Origin of the sequence: Gimesia chilikensis (genome assembly GCF_008329715.1) — a bacterium.
Classification (GTDB): Bacteria; Planctomycetota; Planctomycetia; order Planctomycetales; family Planctomycetaceae; genus Gimesia; species Gimesia chilikensis.
On the sequence record NZ_VTSR01000011.1, the window covers coordinates 242139 to 258150 of the forward strand.

Annotated in this window: 10 protein-coding genes; 4 read left to right on the forward strand and 6 right to left on the reverse strand. The window is 53.3% G+C overall.

The window, feature by feature from the left end:
• Positions 1-2 precede the first annotated feature (2 nt).
• Positions 3-2963: a PSD1 and planctomycete cytochrome C domain-containing protein gene (locus tag FYZ48_RS16525; RefSeq protein ID WP_149342275.1), complete on the reverse strand. Its 2961-nt coding sequence runs from the start codon at positions 2961-2963 to the stop codon at positions 3-5.
• Complete coding sequence (locus FYZ48_RS16530) at positions 2960-3724, reverse strand: IclR family transcriptional regulator (protein ID WP_149342277.1); 765 nt, start codon at positions 3722-3724, stop codon at positions 2960-2962. The genes FYZ48_RS16525 and FYZ48_RS16530 overlap by 4 nt, the downstream gene beginning before the upstream one ends.
• A 441-nt stretch (positions 3725-4165) precedes the next feature.
• Between FYZ48_RS16530 and FYZ48_RS16535 the strand changes: the two genes are divergently transcribed.
• From FYZ48_RS16535 to FYZ48_RS16545, 3 genes are all read left to right on the forward strand, one after another.
• A complete protein-coding gene (locus FYZ48_RS16535) occupies positions 4166-4348 on the forward strand; it encodes a hypothetical protein (protein WP_145041564.1) in 183 nt (60 codons plus the stop codon).
• Between the two features lie 141 nt (positions 4349-4489).
• Positions 4490-4777: a transcriptional regulator gene (locus FYZ48_RS16540; RefSeq protein ID WP_145041565.1), complete on the forward strand. Its 288-nt coding sequence runs from the start codon at positions 4490-4492 to the stop codon at positions 4775-4777.
• An 842-nt stretch (positions 4778-5619) separates the two neighbouring features.
• A complete protein-coding gene (locus tag FYZ48_RS16545; RefSeq protein ID WP_149342280.1) occupies positions 5620-6312 on the forward strand; it encodes a response regulator transcription factor in 693 nt (230 codons plus the stop codon).
• 49 nt (positions 6313-6361) lie between these two features.
• Here FYZ48_RS16545 and FYZ48_RS16550 read toward each other — a convergent pair whose 3' ends face one another.
• The 3 genes from FYZ48_RS16550 to FYZ48_RS16560 form a co-directional block, all read right to left on the reverse strand.
• Positions 6362-9457, reverse strand: coding sequence for an efflux RND transporter permease subunit (locus tag FYZ48_RS16550; RefSeq protein WP_149342282.1), 3096 nt, complete (start codon positions 9455-9457; stop codon positions 6362-6364).
• 61 nt (positions 9458-9518) lie between these two features.
• Positions 9519-10979: an efflux RND transporter periplasmic adaptor subunit gene (locus FYZ48_RS16555; protein ID WP_149342284.1), complete on the reverse strand. Its 1461-nt coding sequence runs from the start codon at positions 10977-10979 to the stop codon at positions 9519-9521.
• 121 nt (positions 10980-11100) lie between these two features.
• The gene (locus FYZ48_RS16560) at positions 11101-11670 is read right to left on the reverse strand and encodes a hypothetical protein (RefSeq protein ID WP_149342286.1); all 570 of its coding nucleotides are present in this window, start codon (positions 11668-11670) and stop codon (positions 11101-11103) included.
• Positions 11671-12016: 346 nt separating this feature from the next.
• Here FYZ48_RS16560 and FYZ48_RS16565 point away from each other — a divergent pair, with 346 nt between their 5' ends.
• A complete protein-coding gene (locus FYZ48_RS16565) occupies positions 12017-15532 on the forward strand; it encodes a mechanosensitive ion channel domain-containing protein (RefSeq protein ID WP_149342288.1) in 3516 nt (1171 codons plus the stop codon).
• Positions 15533-15538: 6 nt separating this feature from the next.
• Here the strand turns inward: FYZ48_RS16565 and FYZ48_RS16570 are convergent, their stop codons facing one another.
• Positions 15539-16000, reverse strand: a complete 462-nt coding sequence (locus tag FYZ48_RS16570; protein WP_149342291.1) for a YiiD C-terminal domain-containing protein — start codon at positions 15998-16000, stop codon at positions 15539-15541.
• Positions 16001-16012: the final 12 nt, after the last annotated feature.

The window sequence follows — 16012 nt, forward strand, 5'->3', positions numbered from 1 at the left end:
GTTCACTCCACAAAGAGAAATTCGTTACTGTTCAACATCAGTCGGGCAACGGACTCCAGTCCATGCGTTTCCGCTAGCGCGGTTAACTGGTGTTGTTCGTCAGACGTGGGTTCACGCAACCAGGTCCAGCGTGCGATCTGCCTGACCTGGTCTGATATCACAGGTTTTGAGTTACGGGCACGCTCGGCCAGTTTCCGGGCATGATGGAGGACGAAGCGATTATTCCATAAGACAAGCGACTGTAGCGGCGAAGCAGAAAAGCCGCGCACGGGTGAGAGCAGCCCCAAGTCGGGGAAGTCGAGGGCATCCATCAACGGATCGGGAATGCCCCGCCAGACGACGCGATAGATGCTCCGCCGGTACGCACCGGGGCTGTCTAGATCGAAAAGATCGTAGTGCAGTACGGGAGTCGCCTGGGGACCGGGAGTCTGGGTGAAGTTCTGTATCCCCGGGCCGCCCATGGTGAGGTCGAGAGTGCCATTGACGCGGAGGACGGCATCGCGATAACTGTCCGCATCGAGACGCTGCCGAGTCCAGCGGGCGAGGAGGCGATTCTCAGGATCGATCTTTGACAATTCGGAACGAAACGCAGAGGACTGCTGATAGGTCTGGCTGTTACAGATCAGTCGATGCAGGTGCTTCAGGGAGCCGTTGTGATCGCGAAGTTCGCAGGCAAGCCAGTCGAGCAGTTCGGGATGGGAGGGAGTGCCCCCCATGCGACCGAAATCATTGGGAGTGTCGCAGAGACCTTGTCCGAAATGATAGTGCCAGATGCGGTTGGCGATACTCCGCCAGGTTAAGGGATTCTGTGGATCGGTCAGCCAGTCCGCCAGGGCTGCACGCCGGGCGGATTCGGCATGTGGATCGGGCAGATCGAAACGGGCTGGCAGTGAGGGGAGAACCGAGATTGCGCCCGGCGCGACAACGCCGCGGGGCTTTTCCAGATTGCCCCGGGTCAGCAGTCGGATTTCGCGGGGCTGAGTGAATTTTACCATACCCCGTTCGTTGGCCGCTTCGGCGGCAGCGGCGTAGACTTTCGCCTGCTGTGGTAGTTGAGCCAGTTCCTGTTCGGCCCGGTACCTGAGGATGACGGCTGCTAACGCGGTCTGTTGCTCAGGGGGGCGGTCTTTCGCGGAAATCTTGAGAGCGGCGGCGGCAGCTTCCGGGAGGGCAATCACATTTAACTGATCGGCATCGGTGGCACTCAGTTTGAAACGGCCGATGAGATGCGCACCGCCATGCACCTGTTTGAGTGAGACGACCAGTCGGGAGCCCGGTTTCAGAGTCAGAGGAGACTGCAACTCGAAGACGGCATAATGTCCCACCCCCACTTTGGGATAGATACCCCAGGCGGTTTTAGGATTGCCATCCAGAGCGTGCTGAATCGTCCAGCCTGCCTGATCGAAGTCGGCTGTGGCCCGACTGATGGCGAGCTTCTGGCCCGCCTGAGCATCCGGCGGGAATACGCGGATTTCCACTTCGTTGAGATGCAGATTCCCGTTATGGGCGCGGCCCGGTCCCTGATGGGGAAGCGAGGGATCGGTCAGCAGATCCAGACGTACTGCGGTCATCGTTTTCAGTTCTGGCTGGACGGTCACCAAAATGGATTCCTGTTCGGGCGCCGGGCCACTGGCCAGAATCGAGTTATCCGGCTGTCGCTTGAGGTCGGCTCCTCCGTTGGAAACGAAGGTTTCTGGCGGAAGAACCTGCCATTGGGGTTCGGGGCCACGCTGTTGCTCCCACGCGGCGACCAGTTGCGTATATTCCGGTTGCAACAGGATCGAAGCATTATTCTCAAGGGCAGCCTGCCGGAGTGCTTCCCATTTTTTTCGTTGGGCCGCGACTGCGGAGTCTGCATCAAAGCTGACGTCCCCCTTTCCAATACCGGCGAAGACGGCCTGCAGGGCGAAGTAATCAGACTGGGTAATGGGATCGAACTTGTGCGTATGACAGCGGGCACAGTTGGCGGTCGTACTGACGAATGCTCCCATGGTCTGCGTGACCAGGTCGTCCCGGTCAAGATATTCAAATGATTTGGGGGCAGTGGCCGCGGCACTCTGATCGTAGGGACCGGCTCCCAGAAAACCTAACGCGACGGTGAGTTCAGTCTCTTCAGGATAAAAGTAATCTGCGGCCAGTTGTTCCCGGATGAAGCGGGTCCAGGAGATGTCCCGGTTCAGGCGGTCGATGACATAATCCCTAAAGCGCCAGGCATGAGGGCGAAAGACATCGTGCTCGAAGCCGTGCGAATCGGCGAAGTGGATTGTGTCCAGCCAGTGGCGGGCCCAGCGTTCTCCGTAACGGGGTGAGGCAAGCAGTTGATCGACGAGTCGAGCCCAGGCATCCGGACGCAGGTCGTTGACAAAGGACTCCAGTTCTGCGGGAGTGGGATGCAGGCCATGGAGATCGTACATCAATCTGCGGAGCAGAGTGCGTCGATCGGCCTGGAGAGCGGGTTTGAGTTGCTGCTTAACTAAACGCTCCTGAATGAAGGCATCGATGGGATTTAAATGTCCTGCACCGGGGACCGTGGGACGGGTCAGTGGTTTGAGAGACCACCAGTCGAGTGCCTGGCTGGTGTCGGCCTGTGGTTGACTGATGCGCGGATCGGGGGCTCCCTGTTCAACCCATTTTGTGAGAATCGCGATCTGCTGGTCGGACAGTTTTTCATCGGGCATTTTCAGATCGGGGTCGGTGTGGCGAATCGCCTTGATCAGCAGACTCTGTGCCGGCTGGCCAGGAACGATAGCTGCCCCGCGCGATCCGCCTGTCTTCCAGCCACTCTGCCAGTCGAGGGTTAGCTCCCCTTCCATCACCCCCGCTGAGTGGGAATGACAGTCATAACAGTGCGTTTTCAGAATCGGTTCGACAGACTCGCGGAAAAACTGATCGCCGTCAGCCGGGAGTGTTTGATGAGAACAGAGCAGGATCAACAGTAGACCTGTGAGTCGAATTCCATTCATGGCTGCAGGCCTCCGCTGATCTGTGCGGCACTGTCGATGACCTGAGCTCCCATGCTGGCAAACATACTTTTGGGCAGGCGTTTCGCTGGAGCAGAGACCCAGAGGACGGCGATCAGCTTTGCTTCTGGACCGGTCACGGGAGCGGCGACACAGTGAATGCCTTCGTCTGCCTCTGCATGGTCGGTGGCATAACCGCGGTTCAAGACCTTCGTGCATTCAGTTTGTAAGGCTGCGGGTTTGGTCAGGGTGCGAGGGGTATCAGCGGTGAGCGGAATCCGGTTCAAAGTCGCTGCCCGCTCGCGGGGTGACTGATTCGCCAGCAGTACTTTGCCGGGTGCGTTATTATGCAGGGGAAAGCGGAGACCGATATCGACGGCGATGCGGAGTGGGTGCAGACCGCTGACCTGTTCGATAATGACGCCTTCATCGCCGACCTGAATTCCCAGCTGAACGGTTTCCCGTGTGAGATCGCGGAGCTCACGCATTAGCGGGAGAGCGACCTCCACCAGACTGACATCGCCGGCTTGAGGCAAGCCCAGAGAAAGCAGACGGGGAGAGAGTCGGAATTTTTTGGTAAGTGGATCGCGTTCGAGATAGTTGCGATCCGTCAGCGTGTGGGTAATGCGAAACACCGCGTTTTTATTCAGCGACAAGCGTGATGCCAGCTCGCTGATCCCCAGTCCGTCGGGTTCCTGGTTCAGCAGTTCCAGGATATCGAGTCCCCGTTCCAGGGCGGGAACACTCGTGGCAGCAGTACTCATTTTCGGCCCTCGGTTAACAGCAGCCCATCGTTACATATACATAACGCGTTCTATCAGAGTAATTCAGATTGATTTGGAAATCAAACTAAATATTTCTTTTCCCTGCTTTACTGCTGGAGTGACCTGGAGAATCGATTCTTAAAAGCCTGTTTTAAAGCAGATAAATTGATCAATTTAGTGAATATCAACGACGCCAAATGTGTTGAAATATTTATCAGTGAAGTGATTTGAGATGAGATTGCACCTCGGCGCAATTCTGTTGCCTGGTTTTTCATTTCAACGAAATGGCGTCTCTTTTCTGTGCAGTTTCGTTACCTGAGTTTGCATTTGATTCACGATGAAGTTTTTCAAATGGGGTTTAAACTTTACCCAGAGTCAAATCAATAAGACTTCTCACTTGAATTTGATTTCAGACAACGAACCTTGTCCAAGGAGCACTTCATGCATCACTTTCTGATTGAAAAGCTGTCTGAAAAGATCCCGATTGTCCGTAACGAACTCTGGAGTGTGTATGTGGATCAGAAGCCACGCTTCACCGGCACACTTCAGGAATGTTGTCAATGGGTCGCAGCGACACAAAGCCAGCCACGCGGTATTCTGAACTCACTGTTCAGCAGCAGTTGAAGAACTGAAAACGTTTATCCCATCAGTAACCCTGCACTTCATCAGACCGGGCCTGCAGTAAGACTGATTTTATCTCGGAAATAAAATCTGCACTTCAGCAACGAAACTTCAAGAAAACTGGCCGGAAAGGGGTATTCTGACATGTATCAGAAAACACTTCGTTTTAATCAGCAGACACCAGAGCATTTACCCATTGAGCTTGTCGCATTGGGAGACAAGCTGCGGGCGATCAAGCATCCCGAACAGCAGAACCTGCTCGAGAGTTATCATAAAGTCGTGAACTATTCCCGACAACGGGTCAAGATTGTCAACCTGATGTCGGATACTCTGGCCCAGTTGAGGCTGGATGTGAAATATCTGCTCTTCGATCTGGAGGTCACACAGTCGGAACGGGATTCCGCGATCGCCCAGTTGAAGGAGCTGCAGTAACAGTAGGAAGGATTTTTTCAGACTATCCTCTCGTCTCATAAATCCTGTTCAGGAACTTCAGGCTGATGTCAGGTCGCCCGTTAATCAGGATCACAGGCATTGATATGCTTTTCTGTTCTGGGGAGGTTTACCACTGCCCTGTGAGATCAGTATCAAACCATAAGTATCTAAATACTTCTACTACTTTGGTTTGGACAACGCATCAACCCATCAACATGCGACTGGACACAAATATCGTACAGTCGTCAAAGGTGGACTGAATCGGTTGCAGAAAATGAAAGTTAATTCAATTCTCTGCTCGAAAACCGGATTGTAGCGAGAAAGATGGTAGAATTGTTTCGTGTATGTGAATCATGATGTCTGGTGCAGGTGTTAAGATGTATGCCAAAGACGAATTGTTGAATTCAGACAATGACCGGCGACAACTTGCCCCGACTGTAACTTTGGATCTGTGCGTTTTTTCCCAGGGTTATCGTCAACTCACCTTTACCGGAGATCAGATTCAACTGAGCTCTCTGTCCCAGAACTCCATCAAGGTTGTCGATTGTCTGCAGAAACTGCAGTTGATATTGAAACCTTCTCTCATTCTCAAGCTCAGTAACATGATTCTATCCAGATGCGGCGCCCTGGTTTCATTTTCAGAGACCAGCCGGAAACAAAAGGAACAGGGCCAGCAAAGATTGATCACGTTATGAACTATTTCACTGAGAAACCAGACCAGTTGTCTCTGTCAGACCGGGATCGTTCTGATTTCAGTCTGAAAGCGCGACAGGTGTGTCTCATTCATCTCGGAAATGAATGCGGTGAATGTTCGAGTATGAGAGTAAGAGAGTACACGAGACATGAAACACCAGTTAGATTTACCAACCGATTATGAGCCTCGCGTCTTCGTGGTCGATGACGACGAATCCGTGAGCGCCTCCATAGCCGAGCTCATCGGCAGCATGGGCTTCAGAGCGACTACTTACACTTCCGCTGAAGAATTTCTGGCAGATACTGATAATCGCATTTGTGGTTGTGTCATTGCGGATCTGCGATTGATGGGCTGTAACGCCATCGAGATGCTGCGAAAAATGAAAGCAGCCGGCTATGAAATTCCGCTCATCATTCTTTCCGCCTTTGTGGATGTGACGACAACCGTTTCAGCCATGTCGGAGGGAGCCTTGACGGTTCTCGAAAAACCGTACGCCGAACAGGAACTCTGGGACCAGGTCATTGCTGCGATCCTGCTGGACTCGGAGCAACGGTTTGCCCGGCGCTGGCTGATGGAGTATCACGAGAAAGAGCATCGACTGACCGAGGGGGAAACCGAAGTCATGCGAATGCTGTTGAAGGGACTTTCCAACAAAACCATCAGTCACCAGTTGGATCTGTCTGCGCGGACGGTGGTCATGCGGAGAAAGGCCATCCTTAATAAACTGGAAGTGGATAATGTGATTGATCTGGCCAAGCTGATCACCAAGGCACAGATCATCGAACAGCACCTGACGACGGATAATGTCGTCTCAGAAATCAAATGCCAGCTGCAGGAGTAGCGTCAGACGCGAGAACAGAGCACCACTCCTGCCGCTGACGGCCTGCTTCCTAGTCGTCAGTTTCAGGTTCTTCCTCTTCCTTAATCTTGGGAGCAAACCAGGGATAGATTGCCGGTACCACCATGGATGTCAACAGGGTAGAGGTAATCAGACCTCCAATCACCACACTGGCCAGCGGACGCTGCATTTCGGCTCCATCACTGGTCGAGAGCGCCATCGGCAGAAAGCCGAGACTGGCTACCAGCGCCGTCATCAGAACGGGACGCAATCGTGCCATCGCAGCCTGAAAGGTCGCATCCTGCATCGGTACCCGCTGTTTGAGACGCAGATTTTCAGCCGCGGAGACCCATACCAGACCGTTCAATACCGCCACACCAAACAGCGCGATGAACCCGACCCCGGCAGAGATACTGAAGGGCATCTCACGTAATGCGAGCGCGTAAATTCCGCCGGAAGCTGCCATGGGAACCGCGAGAAAGATTAACAGCGCCAGTCGAACAGAACGAAACGTCGTATGCAGCAACAGGAAAATCAGCATCAGGACGATGGGGGTAATGATCACCAGACGCTTACTGGCTGACTGCAGATTTTCAAAATCGCCTCCCCAGCGAATCTCGTATCCATCGGGAAGTTGAACCTGCGTTTCCACTGCATGCTGGGCATTAGCGACGAAACTGGCCACGTCCACCCCTCTGACATTTGCCTGGATGAAGGTACGTCTGCGGTTGGATTCGTGTTCGACCGTGGGTGGAGTCTCTTCAAAAGTGATGTCTGCCAGCTCACGCAACGGAACCGGCTTTCCAGTACCATCGGCGACAGGAATCTGTTCCAGCAGGCTCACCTGTTCCCGCCACTTTTGAGGAATGCGGACGATAATCGGGAACCGGGCACGTCCTTCGAAGATCAAACCGATCGGATGACCTCCCAGTGAGGAGACGACGTCCATGACATCCCGGGCATCCATCCCGTAACGTGCGAGCACATCCCAGCGAGGCTGGATGCTGATCGTGGGCAGGCTGGACTGGATATCGGCTTTGACATCCACGGCCCCGGGAACTTTTTTCAGAACCCGTTCAATTTCCTTGCCTTTACTACTGAGTACGTCCAGTTCATCTCCATAGAGCAGGACCGCGACGTCAGCCTTAACACCTGCCACGAGTTCGTCCACGCGCATTTCGATCGGCTGGGTAAATCCAAATGCCACGCCAGGTACTTGAGAATTCAGCGCATCCGACATCTCTTCGATCAGTTCATCGCGAGTTTTCGGTTCGGGCCAGTCCAGTGGAGACTTGAGAATCACCCAGACGTCGGTCTGGTGGACCCCCATCACATCGTTGGCAATTTCGGGACGACCGGTTTTACAGAAGACCGTTTTGACTTCAGGGAATTTGACCAGCACCTTCTCGATCTGAGTCGACATCTCGATGGAGCCTTCAATGGTGGCACTGGGGAGCCGAACGGCTTCGACCAGCAGGTCCCCTTCTTCGAGGCGAGGCATGAACTCCGCTCCCAGATTCCAGCCCACGGGCAGACTGACCAGAAAGACCAGCAGTGCGATCGCCACGGTAAGGATGGGGCGACGAATCGTCCAGCTGACCATGGGGCGATAGATCCATTTCACCCAGCGGATGAGCCAGATTTCTTTTTCGGACATTTTCTTCGGCAGTGCCAGTGAAGCGAGAGCCGGCATCAAAGTCAGCGAGAGTACCAGTGATCCCGCCAGGGCAAACAACACCGTCAGAGCCATGGGGCGGAACAGTTTTCCCTCCGTTCCCTGCAGGGCGAGAATCGGCAGATAGACGACGGCAATGATCAGCTCACCAAACATGGTCGGTTTCCGCACTTCGATGGCGGCATCTCGAATGACTTCCCGGAAGGGTTTGCCCGACTGATTCATCGAGAGACGGCGAATACAGTTTTCGACCATGATCACGGAACTGTCGACGATCAGACCAAAGTCGATCGCCCCCAGACTCATCAGGCTGGCGGTAATGCCTGTCGCTGCCATCAGGTTGGTTGCGAACAGCATCGACAGAGGAATCGCCAGTGCCACGATCACACCAGCCCGGAAGCTGCCCAGCATGAACAGCAGAACCACGATCACGAGGATGCCCCCCTCAATGAGGTTCGTGAGCACGGTTTTCAAAGTGCGACTGATCAGAGCAGATCGGTCGTAGGTAATTTCCAGAGTGACTCCTTTAGGCAGACTTTTTTCAATGTCTTCCAGGCGTGCCTTGGAGGCGGTAACGACCTCGCGCGAGTTCTCACCGATCAACATCATCACCAGCCCGGTCACCGCTTCTCCCCGTCCATCGCGGGTAACGGCCCCCTGGCGGGTCATCGGAGCAATTTTGACGTCGGCGATATCACGCACCAGAATCGGCGTGCTGTTGGGATCGTGTTTGACGACCAGGTTTTCAATGTCTTTTTCATTCTTCAGCAGAGCCTGCCCCCGGATGAATCGCTGTTCGTGATTGTGCACCACGTAACCGCCGCCGGCAATCATGTTGTTATTTTCCAGCCGCTGAAAAAGCTGGGCCATGGAAATTCCATAGCTGTTCAATCGGTCGGGGTTGGGCTGGACTTCAAAGGTCTTGTAGTACCCGCCGTGGGTGTTGATTTCAGTCACCCCCTGCACTTCGCGCATACGGGGTGCGATTTCCCATTCCAGCAGGGTGCGGAGTTGCATAGGCGTGTAATCTGCACCGCGAACTTCAAACTGCAGAATCTCGCCGAGGGCCGTTGTGAGCGGGCCCAGTAAGGGAGTGCCGTAGCCTGGTGGAATATCGGCAGCAGCGATCGCGATGCGCTCAGTCACCAGTTGCCGGGCCCAGTAAATGTCAGTCCCTTCTTCGAAGACGATCGTGACGACGGAAATGCCGAATTTGGATACGCTGCGTACCTCTTCGACAGCGGGCAAGCCCCCCATGGCGATTTCGACCGGATAAGTCACATAGCGTTCGACTTCCACCGGTGACAGAAAACCGGCATCGGTGACGACCTGCACCTGCACGTTGGTCATGTCGGGAACAGCGTCGATAGGTAAGTGGATTGCGGAATAAATCCCTCCGGCTGCCATCAGTAAGGTCAGCACGAGAATGATAAACCGGTTCTCCAGCGAAAATTCAATCAGGCGGGACAGCATTCAGAAACTCCCTCAACGAAAAACAGAGATGGTGGATGAAAGCGTGATGAGCGACGGAGCGTTATTCTTCCCGTTCCAGCAGTAGTTCGGACTTGAGGGTAAACGCCCCCTCATCCACAACCTGCTCACCTTCCGTAAGACCATTCTGAACTTCCACCCAGTCTTCCGTTTTCAAGCCTGACTGAATATCAACACGTCGAAATGAACGATCGGATGTTTTGACGAAGACAAATTCCTGCTGCGCGTCATCCAGAACTGCCCGCGCCGGGACCGTAATCACATCGGACTTCTGCTTGCCGGGAATCAGAACCTGGACGAACATTCCGGGACGCAGTTTGCCATCCGGATTTTTGATCTCTGCAATCAACGGCACCGAATTGGTCACCGGTGAAACCGAACGTCCCAGGTAGTACAGTCGCGCCGGGAATATCTCATCGGGAAACGAATTGACTTTCACCTGCAGTTCCTGGCTGCCCGTCAGTGAAATCGCTGCCCAGTCCGATTCACGGATATCGGCGGCCACCCAGAGCGTGTCGGTCTGCGCCAGTGTGAACAGTACATCGGACCGATTGACGCGTTCGGACCTGCTGAAAGTACGGTCTTCAATGGTTCCACTGAAAGGGGCGATGACTTCCAGCCGGGAGAGTTTCTCCGCAGCCTTGAGCTCTTTACTGCCGGGATCGACGGACGATCCCATCAGGGCTTCCAGGTTCTGACGACTGATGGTCATGCGATGTTCTGCATCATTGACGCGTGCCTGTTCTCGATCGCGTTCCAGTTTGACATCGTAGATCGACTGTTCGCACAGGGATTTCAGATCGGCCCGTGCATCCTGCATTTCAGTTTCGCGCCGCTTCAATGACTGCAGAGAAATTGCTCCCGATTTCGCCAGGGGTGCGGATTTTGAATTGATCATTTCAGCCAGCAGATAGCGTGAATATGCGGGGAGCAGTTGGGACCGGTAGTCTCCCAGTTTCTCGTTCGCGAACTCTTTTTCGATCTCCGGCATCGGCTGCTTACTGAGTAGAGCATCGACCAGTTTCTGTACATTGCTCTGGATTTCATTTTTCCAGCCGAACTGTTTCTGGGCCAGTTCGTACTCAGCTGTCCGCTGCAACAGGTCGGCGCGCGCGGTTCCGATCTCGGGACTGTTCAGGACTGCCAGCACCTGACCTTCCTTGACCTCATCTCCCGTTTTCACACGAACTTCCACCAGCACACCATCAGCGGGTGCTTTGACTGAGACATGTTTGCGGTCGTCATACTGCAACCGCCCGGGAACCATGCGAATCTGACTCAGTGGCTGTCGTTTCACAGGGGCCACCGTCAGTTGAATGTTTTTCATTTTCTCTTCAGAGAGGGCCACTTCCGAGGGCGCATCTTCGTTTGCAGTTTCGACTGCAGAACCGGTATCAGGAGCAGCTGTTTCTGCCACTGTGTTCGACTGATTTTGTTTCCAGTATATTCCGATTCCGACGAGCAGAATCAGAATGACCATGATGGTAATAACTCGCGATTTCATAAAAGTGTCTCCCGAATCGGCGGAAATGAGAGAGAATCATGCGCAGCGCAGTTTCATACTGCATTCAACTGTGCATAACCCTGAGCGCAAAACGAAACTCGTTCACACAGGGAGCACAAACTCAGCAGCGCGAAACGCAGGTCAGGTCGCGAGGAGATCCCGTAAAGCAGGCCTGGGAGACAGGGGGACCATATTGCTGGTCGCCAGTCCCGGCAGGGATCATCCGGAAAAAGCAGGAGTTAGCGGAAAAGGCAGCACAAATGAGGAATTGTTCGACAGGACTCAGTGTCCCCGTTTTCCCGGCAGAAGATGTGCTGGCGGTTTCGATGAGAATCAGCTGATTCTGCTGCGAGGGCAGGTTCTGTTTCAGCGGGTCTTCGCTTTGTTCTCTGCCCAGATAAACGAAGTGTAGATGCCAGCCTGCTTCGGGAGCTTCAATACCATCGTGAAACTGATTCAGGTGAGCCGGCAGTTGTGCGCTGCTGTTCTCCGCGGCGGCATAAGCTTCGTGATTGTGAAACCAGGGGAATGGCAAATTCCACAACGACAGCAGCAGGCAGGCACGGATCATAACACGTGCTGTCCAATGCAGTTGTGATTCATATTCGATGAATGTGGAATGAATTTGCACAGGTCGGAGCCCACTCAGGTAATCAAGTATGAACAGGTCTTCAGGCGGGAAATTGTTCATAAACAATTCTAGAAGTATTATTTACCCCTACGTGTGAAAGTGTCAAGGACTTATTCCTGGAGACTTCCCAAGTTCTTTAACTCGACATCAGGTCTCAGATAGAGCTGAGATTATATCTCGCCGGTCTGTAGTTAAACGTTTCTGTATGTGGTCTCTGACCAGACTCGGTGCCCTCAGGCATACTTGACGGTCTTATCCAGATGCGCATTCCTGTCCAGACTACCGGATCACACCTTGCCCTAGTCCCCTCTCAGTTACTAAACTGTGCCGCGAAAGCTCAATCTCTGACTGGGATTGAAACTCCTCAGCTAATTCGAATTGATTCAAAAAAGAAAATAGCCGTCTCATGTTCTGTCGTTCTCGTTTGCGGACATCCTGCCTGCCTGTTGCCATCGTTCTGTTAGCGCTGACTGGATTTATCTCCAGTTCCTACTCCCAGGTGCCCAAGAAACCGGCTCCTGCCAATGGTAGCGATTCAACGACCACAACTGAAGAACCTCAGATCACCAGTGAGTCGATTCAGAAACGGATCGACCAGATCAAAAACATCAAAGATCTGACAGAGGACAACCAGAAAAAAGCCGGAGAGTTCTACAGCCAGGCACTGGCCAACCTTAAAAAGGCAGAAGACCTTAAGGTGGCTACCGGTCGTTATGCCGAAGATGCTAAAAATGCGATGCAGCGGCTGAATCAGGTTAAGCAGGAAATTGAAAACCTCAATAAAGAACCTGCGCCCTCGTTCAACCATATACAGGATCTACCCAAGTTGCAACAAATGCTGGTTCAAGAGGAGGCGAATCTGGAGCAGTTCAAACAGCAACAGGCCAACTGGGATGAACAGATCACCGGACGGGTAAATCGGCAGAAAGAGATCCTGACCCGCATCGCCGAGATTGATAACAAAATCAGCGACCTTGATAAACAGTTGGCACTCCCCGCTCCGGCTGATGAACCGGCTATCGTCACCGACGCCCGTAAAACTGAGCTGAAAACCCGCATCAGCCTGCTGAAAACTGAAAAGCCGGCACTGAGAGCCGAGCAGTCTTCGTACGAGGCTGAGGAGGCCGTCGGTTATCCCCGCGTGAGGCAGGACTTTCTGAAACTACAGACTCAGAAGAAATCTGAAGAGGTAGAGGCCCTCAAGAAACAGATTGCCAAACGCCGCAACATCGAATCGGAAATGCGGGTACAGGAAGCCCGGGATGAAGTCTTCGCGACCAATCCGTTGCTGCAACCCCTGGCCGAAAAAAACCAGCAATACGCCGAAGACATTCAAGCCCTGAACCACAAAATTCAATCGGTCGATCAGAAGTATTCCCAGACCAGTAAAATACTGGATGAGCTCAAAAAGCAGTTTACCCAGACCAAAGAAAAAGAGACCTCCATCGGTCTGACCGGACCGATTGGGTTACTCCTGCGAAACCAGCAGTCTTCCCTGCCCGATATAGAGACGCGAAAGCTGAGCATCGAGAAACGCGCCAAAGAAATCGACGAAGTTCACCTGCGGCTGTTTGAGCTGGATGATGAATGGTCAGAATTCCCCTCTGCTGAAACCGTCACAGACAACATTATCAAGGACAGCAAGCGAAAGCTGTCTGATATCGAAAAAGCAAATCTCAAGAGCATTGTCGAAGAGACACTGGCCAAACAGAAAGAGTACCTGGATACGCTGATCCGCAGTAACAACGCGTATTTCAACAAACTGATGGACCTCGACGTTGCAGAAACGCAACTGGTCAAGCAGACGGAAGAATATGCCGACTACATTCAGGAACGGGTCTTCTGGATCAAAAGTTCGCCTCCGATCTCGTTTGCCGAAGCGAAGCAGATTCCGAACTCCCTGAGCTGGTTACTTTCTCCAACACACTGGAAGCAGTTACTCGAAGCCATCCAGCAGGATATCATCACCAATCCCATCATCTATGCGACCGGGATTTTCTGTTTTATCAGTTTGCTCTACCTCGCGTACAATGTGCGTCAACAGTTGCGGATCATCAACAAGGAAATTATTCGCAGTAGTTTTCGCAAATTTGGAATCACCGCGCGCGTTGCCTTTCTGACGATGTTCATCGCGATCGTCTGGCCGGGATTCATCTGGTTTTTCGCCTGGCGTCTGGGAAGTGGCCTCGAGACGCCCCCTTTTGTCAAAGCCGTCGATTACAGTTTGAAGCAAGTCGCCTGGCTGCTGTTTTTCTGGGAATTGATCCGCCAGATCTGTCGTCCCCTGGGTCTTGGGGAATCACACTTTGGCTGGTATAAGCAGACCGTGCTCTATGTCAGGAAAAATATTCGCTGGGTGATTCCCATCTCTGTTCCGCTCCTGTTTGTGACGCTGGTCCTGCATGGCAAAGAAGTCGATCGCACCCAGGATCTGCTGGAGCGGCTGTTCTTCGTCGCATTACTGGTAACGTATACGATCTTTGCCCGCCGGGTATTCCATCCCCGCTCCGGTCTCTTCCAGTCGATTATGAACTACAATCAGGAAGTCTGGTACGACCGACTAAAATATCTGGTCTATTTCCTGGCCCTGGCCGTTCCCTGCGGCCTGATCATTTTATCTCTGATCGGTTTCTATTTTACGGCGATGAGCCTGTTCCACCTGATCTTCCTGACGCTCTGGCTCTTCCTGGGCGTGATCCTGTTCCGTGCGATCCTGTTGCGCTGGATTCTGATCCATCATCGCCAGTTAAGTCATAAACTGAACCAGGAACGACTGGAAGCACTCCGTAAAGAGAATCAGGAATCGTCGACACCTGAGTCCAACATTGCCGGGATTACGACCGAAGAAGAAAACCCGGCTGACCTGACAAAGATCTCCGCCCAGATCAAACGACTGGTTAATGCGTGTATGCTGGTGATTCTGCTGCTGGGCGCCTTCGGGATCTGGGGGGACGTGATGCCCGCCTTCAATCGACTCGACTCGTTCAAGCTCTGGTCCACGCAGGTCCAGGTCGAAGAAGAAGTTGAAAACCCCGAAGGTGGCACAACAACAAAAGTTATAGACCGACTGGAACCGGTCACTTATCTCGATGTCGCCCTGGCACTGATTTATGCCCTGTTTGCCGTGATCGCCACCCGGAACATTCCAGGACTTTTGGAGTTCCTGGTGCTGCAAAGGCTCCCCCTGGACTCCTCCGTGAAATATGCGACGACCAGTCTGGCCCGTTACGTCGTGGCGCTCATCGGTATTTTTGTTGTCTTCAACGCACTTGGCCTGGGATGGTCGAAACTGCAATGGCTGGCGACCGCCCTGACCTTCGGTCTCGGTTTTGGCCTGCAGGAAATCTTCGCCAACTTTGTTTCGGGTTTGATTCTGCTGATCGAGCGGCCGATTCGAGTGGGTGATATTATCACCGTGGATGAGATCACGGGGATTGTTTCTCGAATCCGGATGCGGGCGACCACCATTACCAACTGGGACCGCAAGGAATACATCGTTCCCAACCGGGACTTCATTACCGGTAAACTCCTGAACTGGACGCTGACCGATTCGGTCAACCGTGTGACGATTACCGTCGGGGTCGCCTATGGAACCGACACGAATCGGGCCACCGATCTGGCAATGAAGATCCTGATGGATCATCCACAGGTCCTGGAGGATCCGGCTCCGAGTATCACCTTTGAATCATTCGGCGACAGTACGCTGAATCTGATCCTGAGAGCCTACCTGCCTGACCTTGATAACAGGCTGCTGGCGATTCACCAGATTCATACTGCCATCCACGAACAGTTCAATGCCGCCGACATTGAAATCGCCTTCCCACAACGGGACGTGCATCTGTTCTACGGTGATAAACCGGTGATGATTCCTCCGCCGGAACTGCCGGGACCCGAAACCACTGAGAACACGGAAACCAGTTGAGCGGTTTCAGACGTCTGACAATTCCCGAATAACGAAGTTCCCCTTAATGGTCGCGGCAACCTTGCCGTTGACCATTACCTGGGGGTTAAGTTCAATCCGGGCTCTGCCTTTCCGCTGCAGAGACGCCAGGAATGTTTCCCAGACGGGCTCCTCAGGGAACAGGCATGTCCCTTCAAAGTCGGCCTCGATGGGGCGCTGGAACTCGATTTCGCTTTTGTGAATCACGATTTTATATCTGCGTTCAGAACTATGTAGACGCAGATGGATCAGGGTCCAGCCGGCCAGGATTCCTAGACTGGCAATGCTGCCTCCAAAGGCGGTCTCCTGGTGATTCAGGTTCGGCTTCAACCGGGCCAGCAGCCGCAGGCGATCCGGTTCAGGAGGCATGACTTCCAGCTGCATGGCGCGGGTGATTGGAATATGCTCATGCAAATAAGCAGTCACTTCCTCAGCATCATAGTCAAGCATACTTCCTGTTCC

What these genes read in the sequence shown, in the direction of transcription:
- FYZ48_RS16540 (WP_145041565.1), top strand. Translation starts at nt 4,490, where the DNA reads ATGTATCAGAAAACACTTCGTTTTAATCAGCAGACACCAGAGCATTTA.
- FYZ48_RS16545 (WP_149342280.1), top strand. Translation starts at nt 5,620, where the DNA reads ATGAAACACCAGTTAGATTTACCAACCGATTATGAGCCTCGCGTCTTC.
- FYZ48_RS16530 (WP_149342277.1), bottom strand. Translation starts at nt 3,724, where the DNA reads ATGAGTACTGCTGCCACGAGTGTTCCCGCCCTGGAACGGGGACTCGAT.
- FYZ48_RS16550 (WP_149342282.1), bottom strand. Translation starts at nt 9,457, where the DNA reads ATGCTGTCCCGCCTGATTGAATTTTCGCTGGAGAACCGGTTTATCATT.
- FYZ48_RS16535 (WP_145041564.1), top strand. Translation starts at nt 4,166, where the DNA reads ATGCATCACTTTCTGATTGAAAAGCTGTCTGAAAAGATCCCGATTGTC.
- FYZ48_RS16555 (WP_149342284.1), bottom strand. Translation starts at nt 10,979, where the DNA reads ATGAAATCGCGAGTTATTACCATCATGGTCATTCTGATTCTGCTCGTC.
- FYZ48_RS16560 (WP_149342286.1), bottom strand. Translation starts at nt 11,670, where the DNA reads ATGAACAATTTCCCGCCTGAAGACCTGTTCATACTTGATTACCTGAGT.
- FYZ48_RS16525 (WP_149342275.1), bottom strand. Translation starts at nt 2,963, where the DNA reads ATGAATGGAATTCGACTCACAGGTCTACTGTTGATCCTGCTCTGTTCT.
- FYZ48_RS16565 (WP_149342288.1), top strand. Translation starts at nt 12,017, where the DNA reads ATGTTCTGTCGTTCTCGTTTGCGGACATCCTGCCTGCCTGTTGCCATC.
- FYZ48_RS16570 (WP_149342291.1), bottom strand. Translation starts at nt 16,000, where the DNA reads ATGCTTGACTATGATGCTGAGGAAGTGACTGCTTATTTGCATGAGCAT.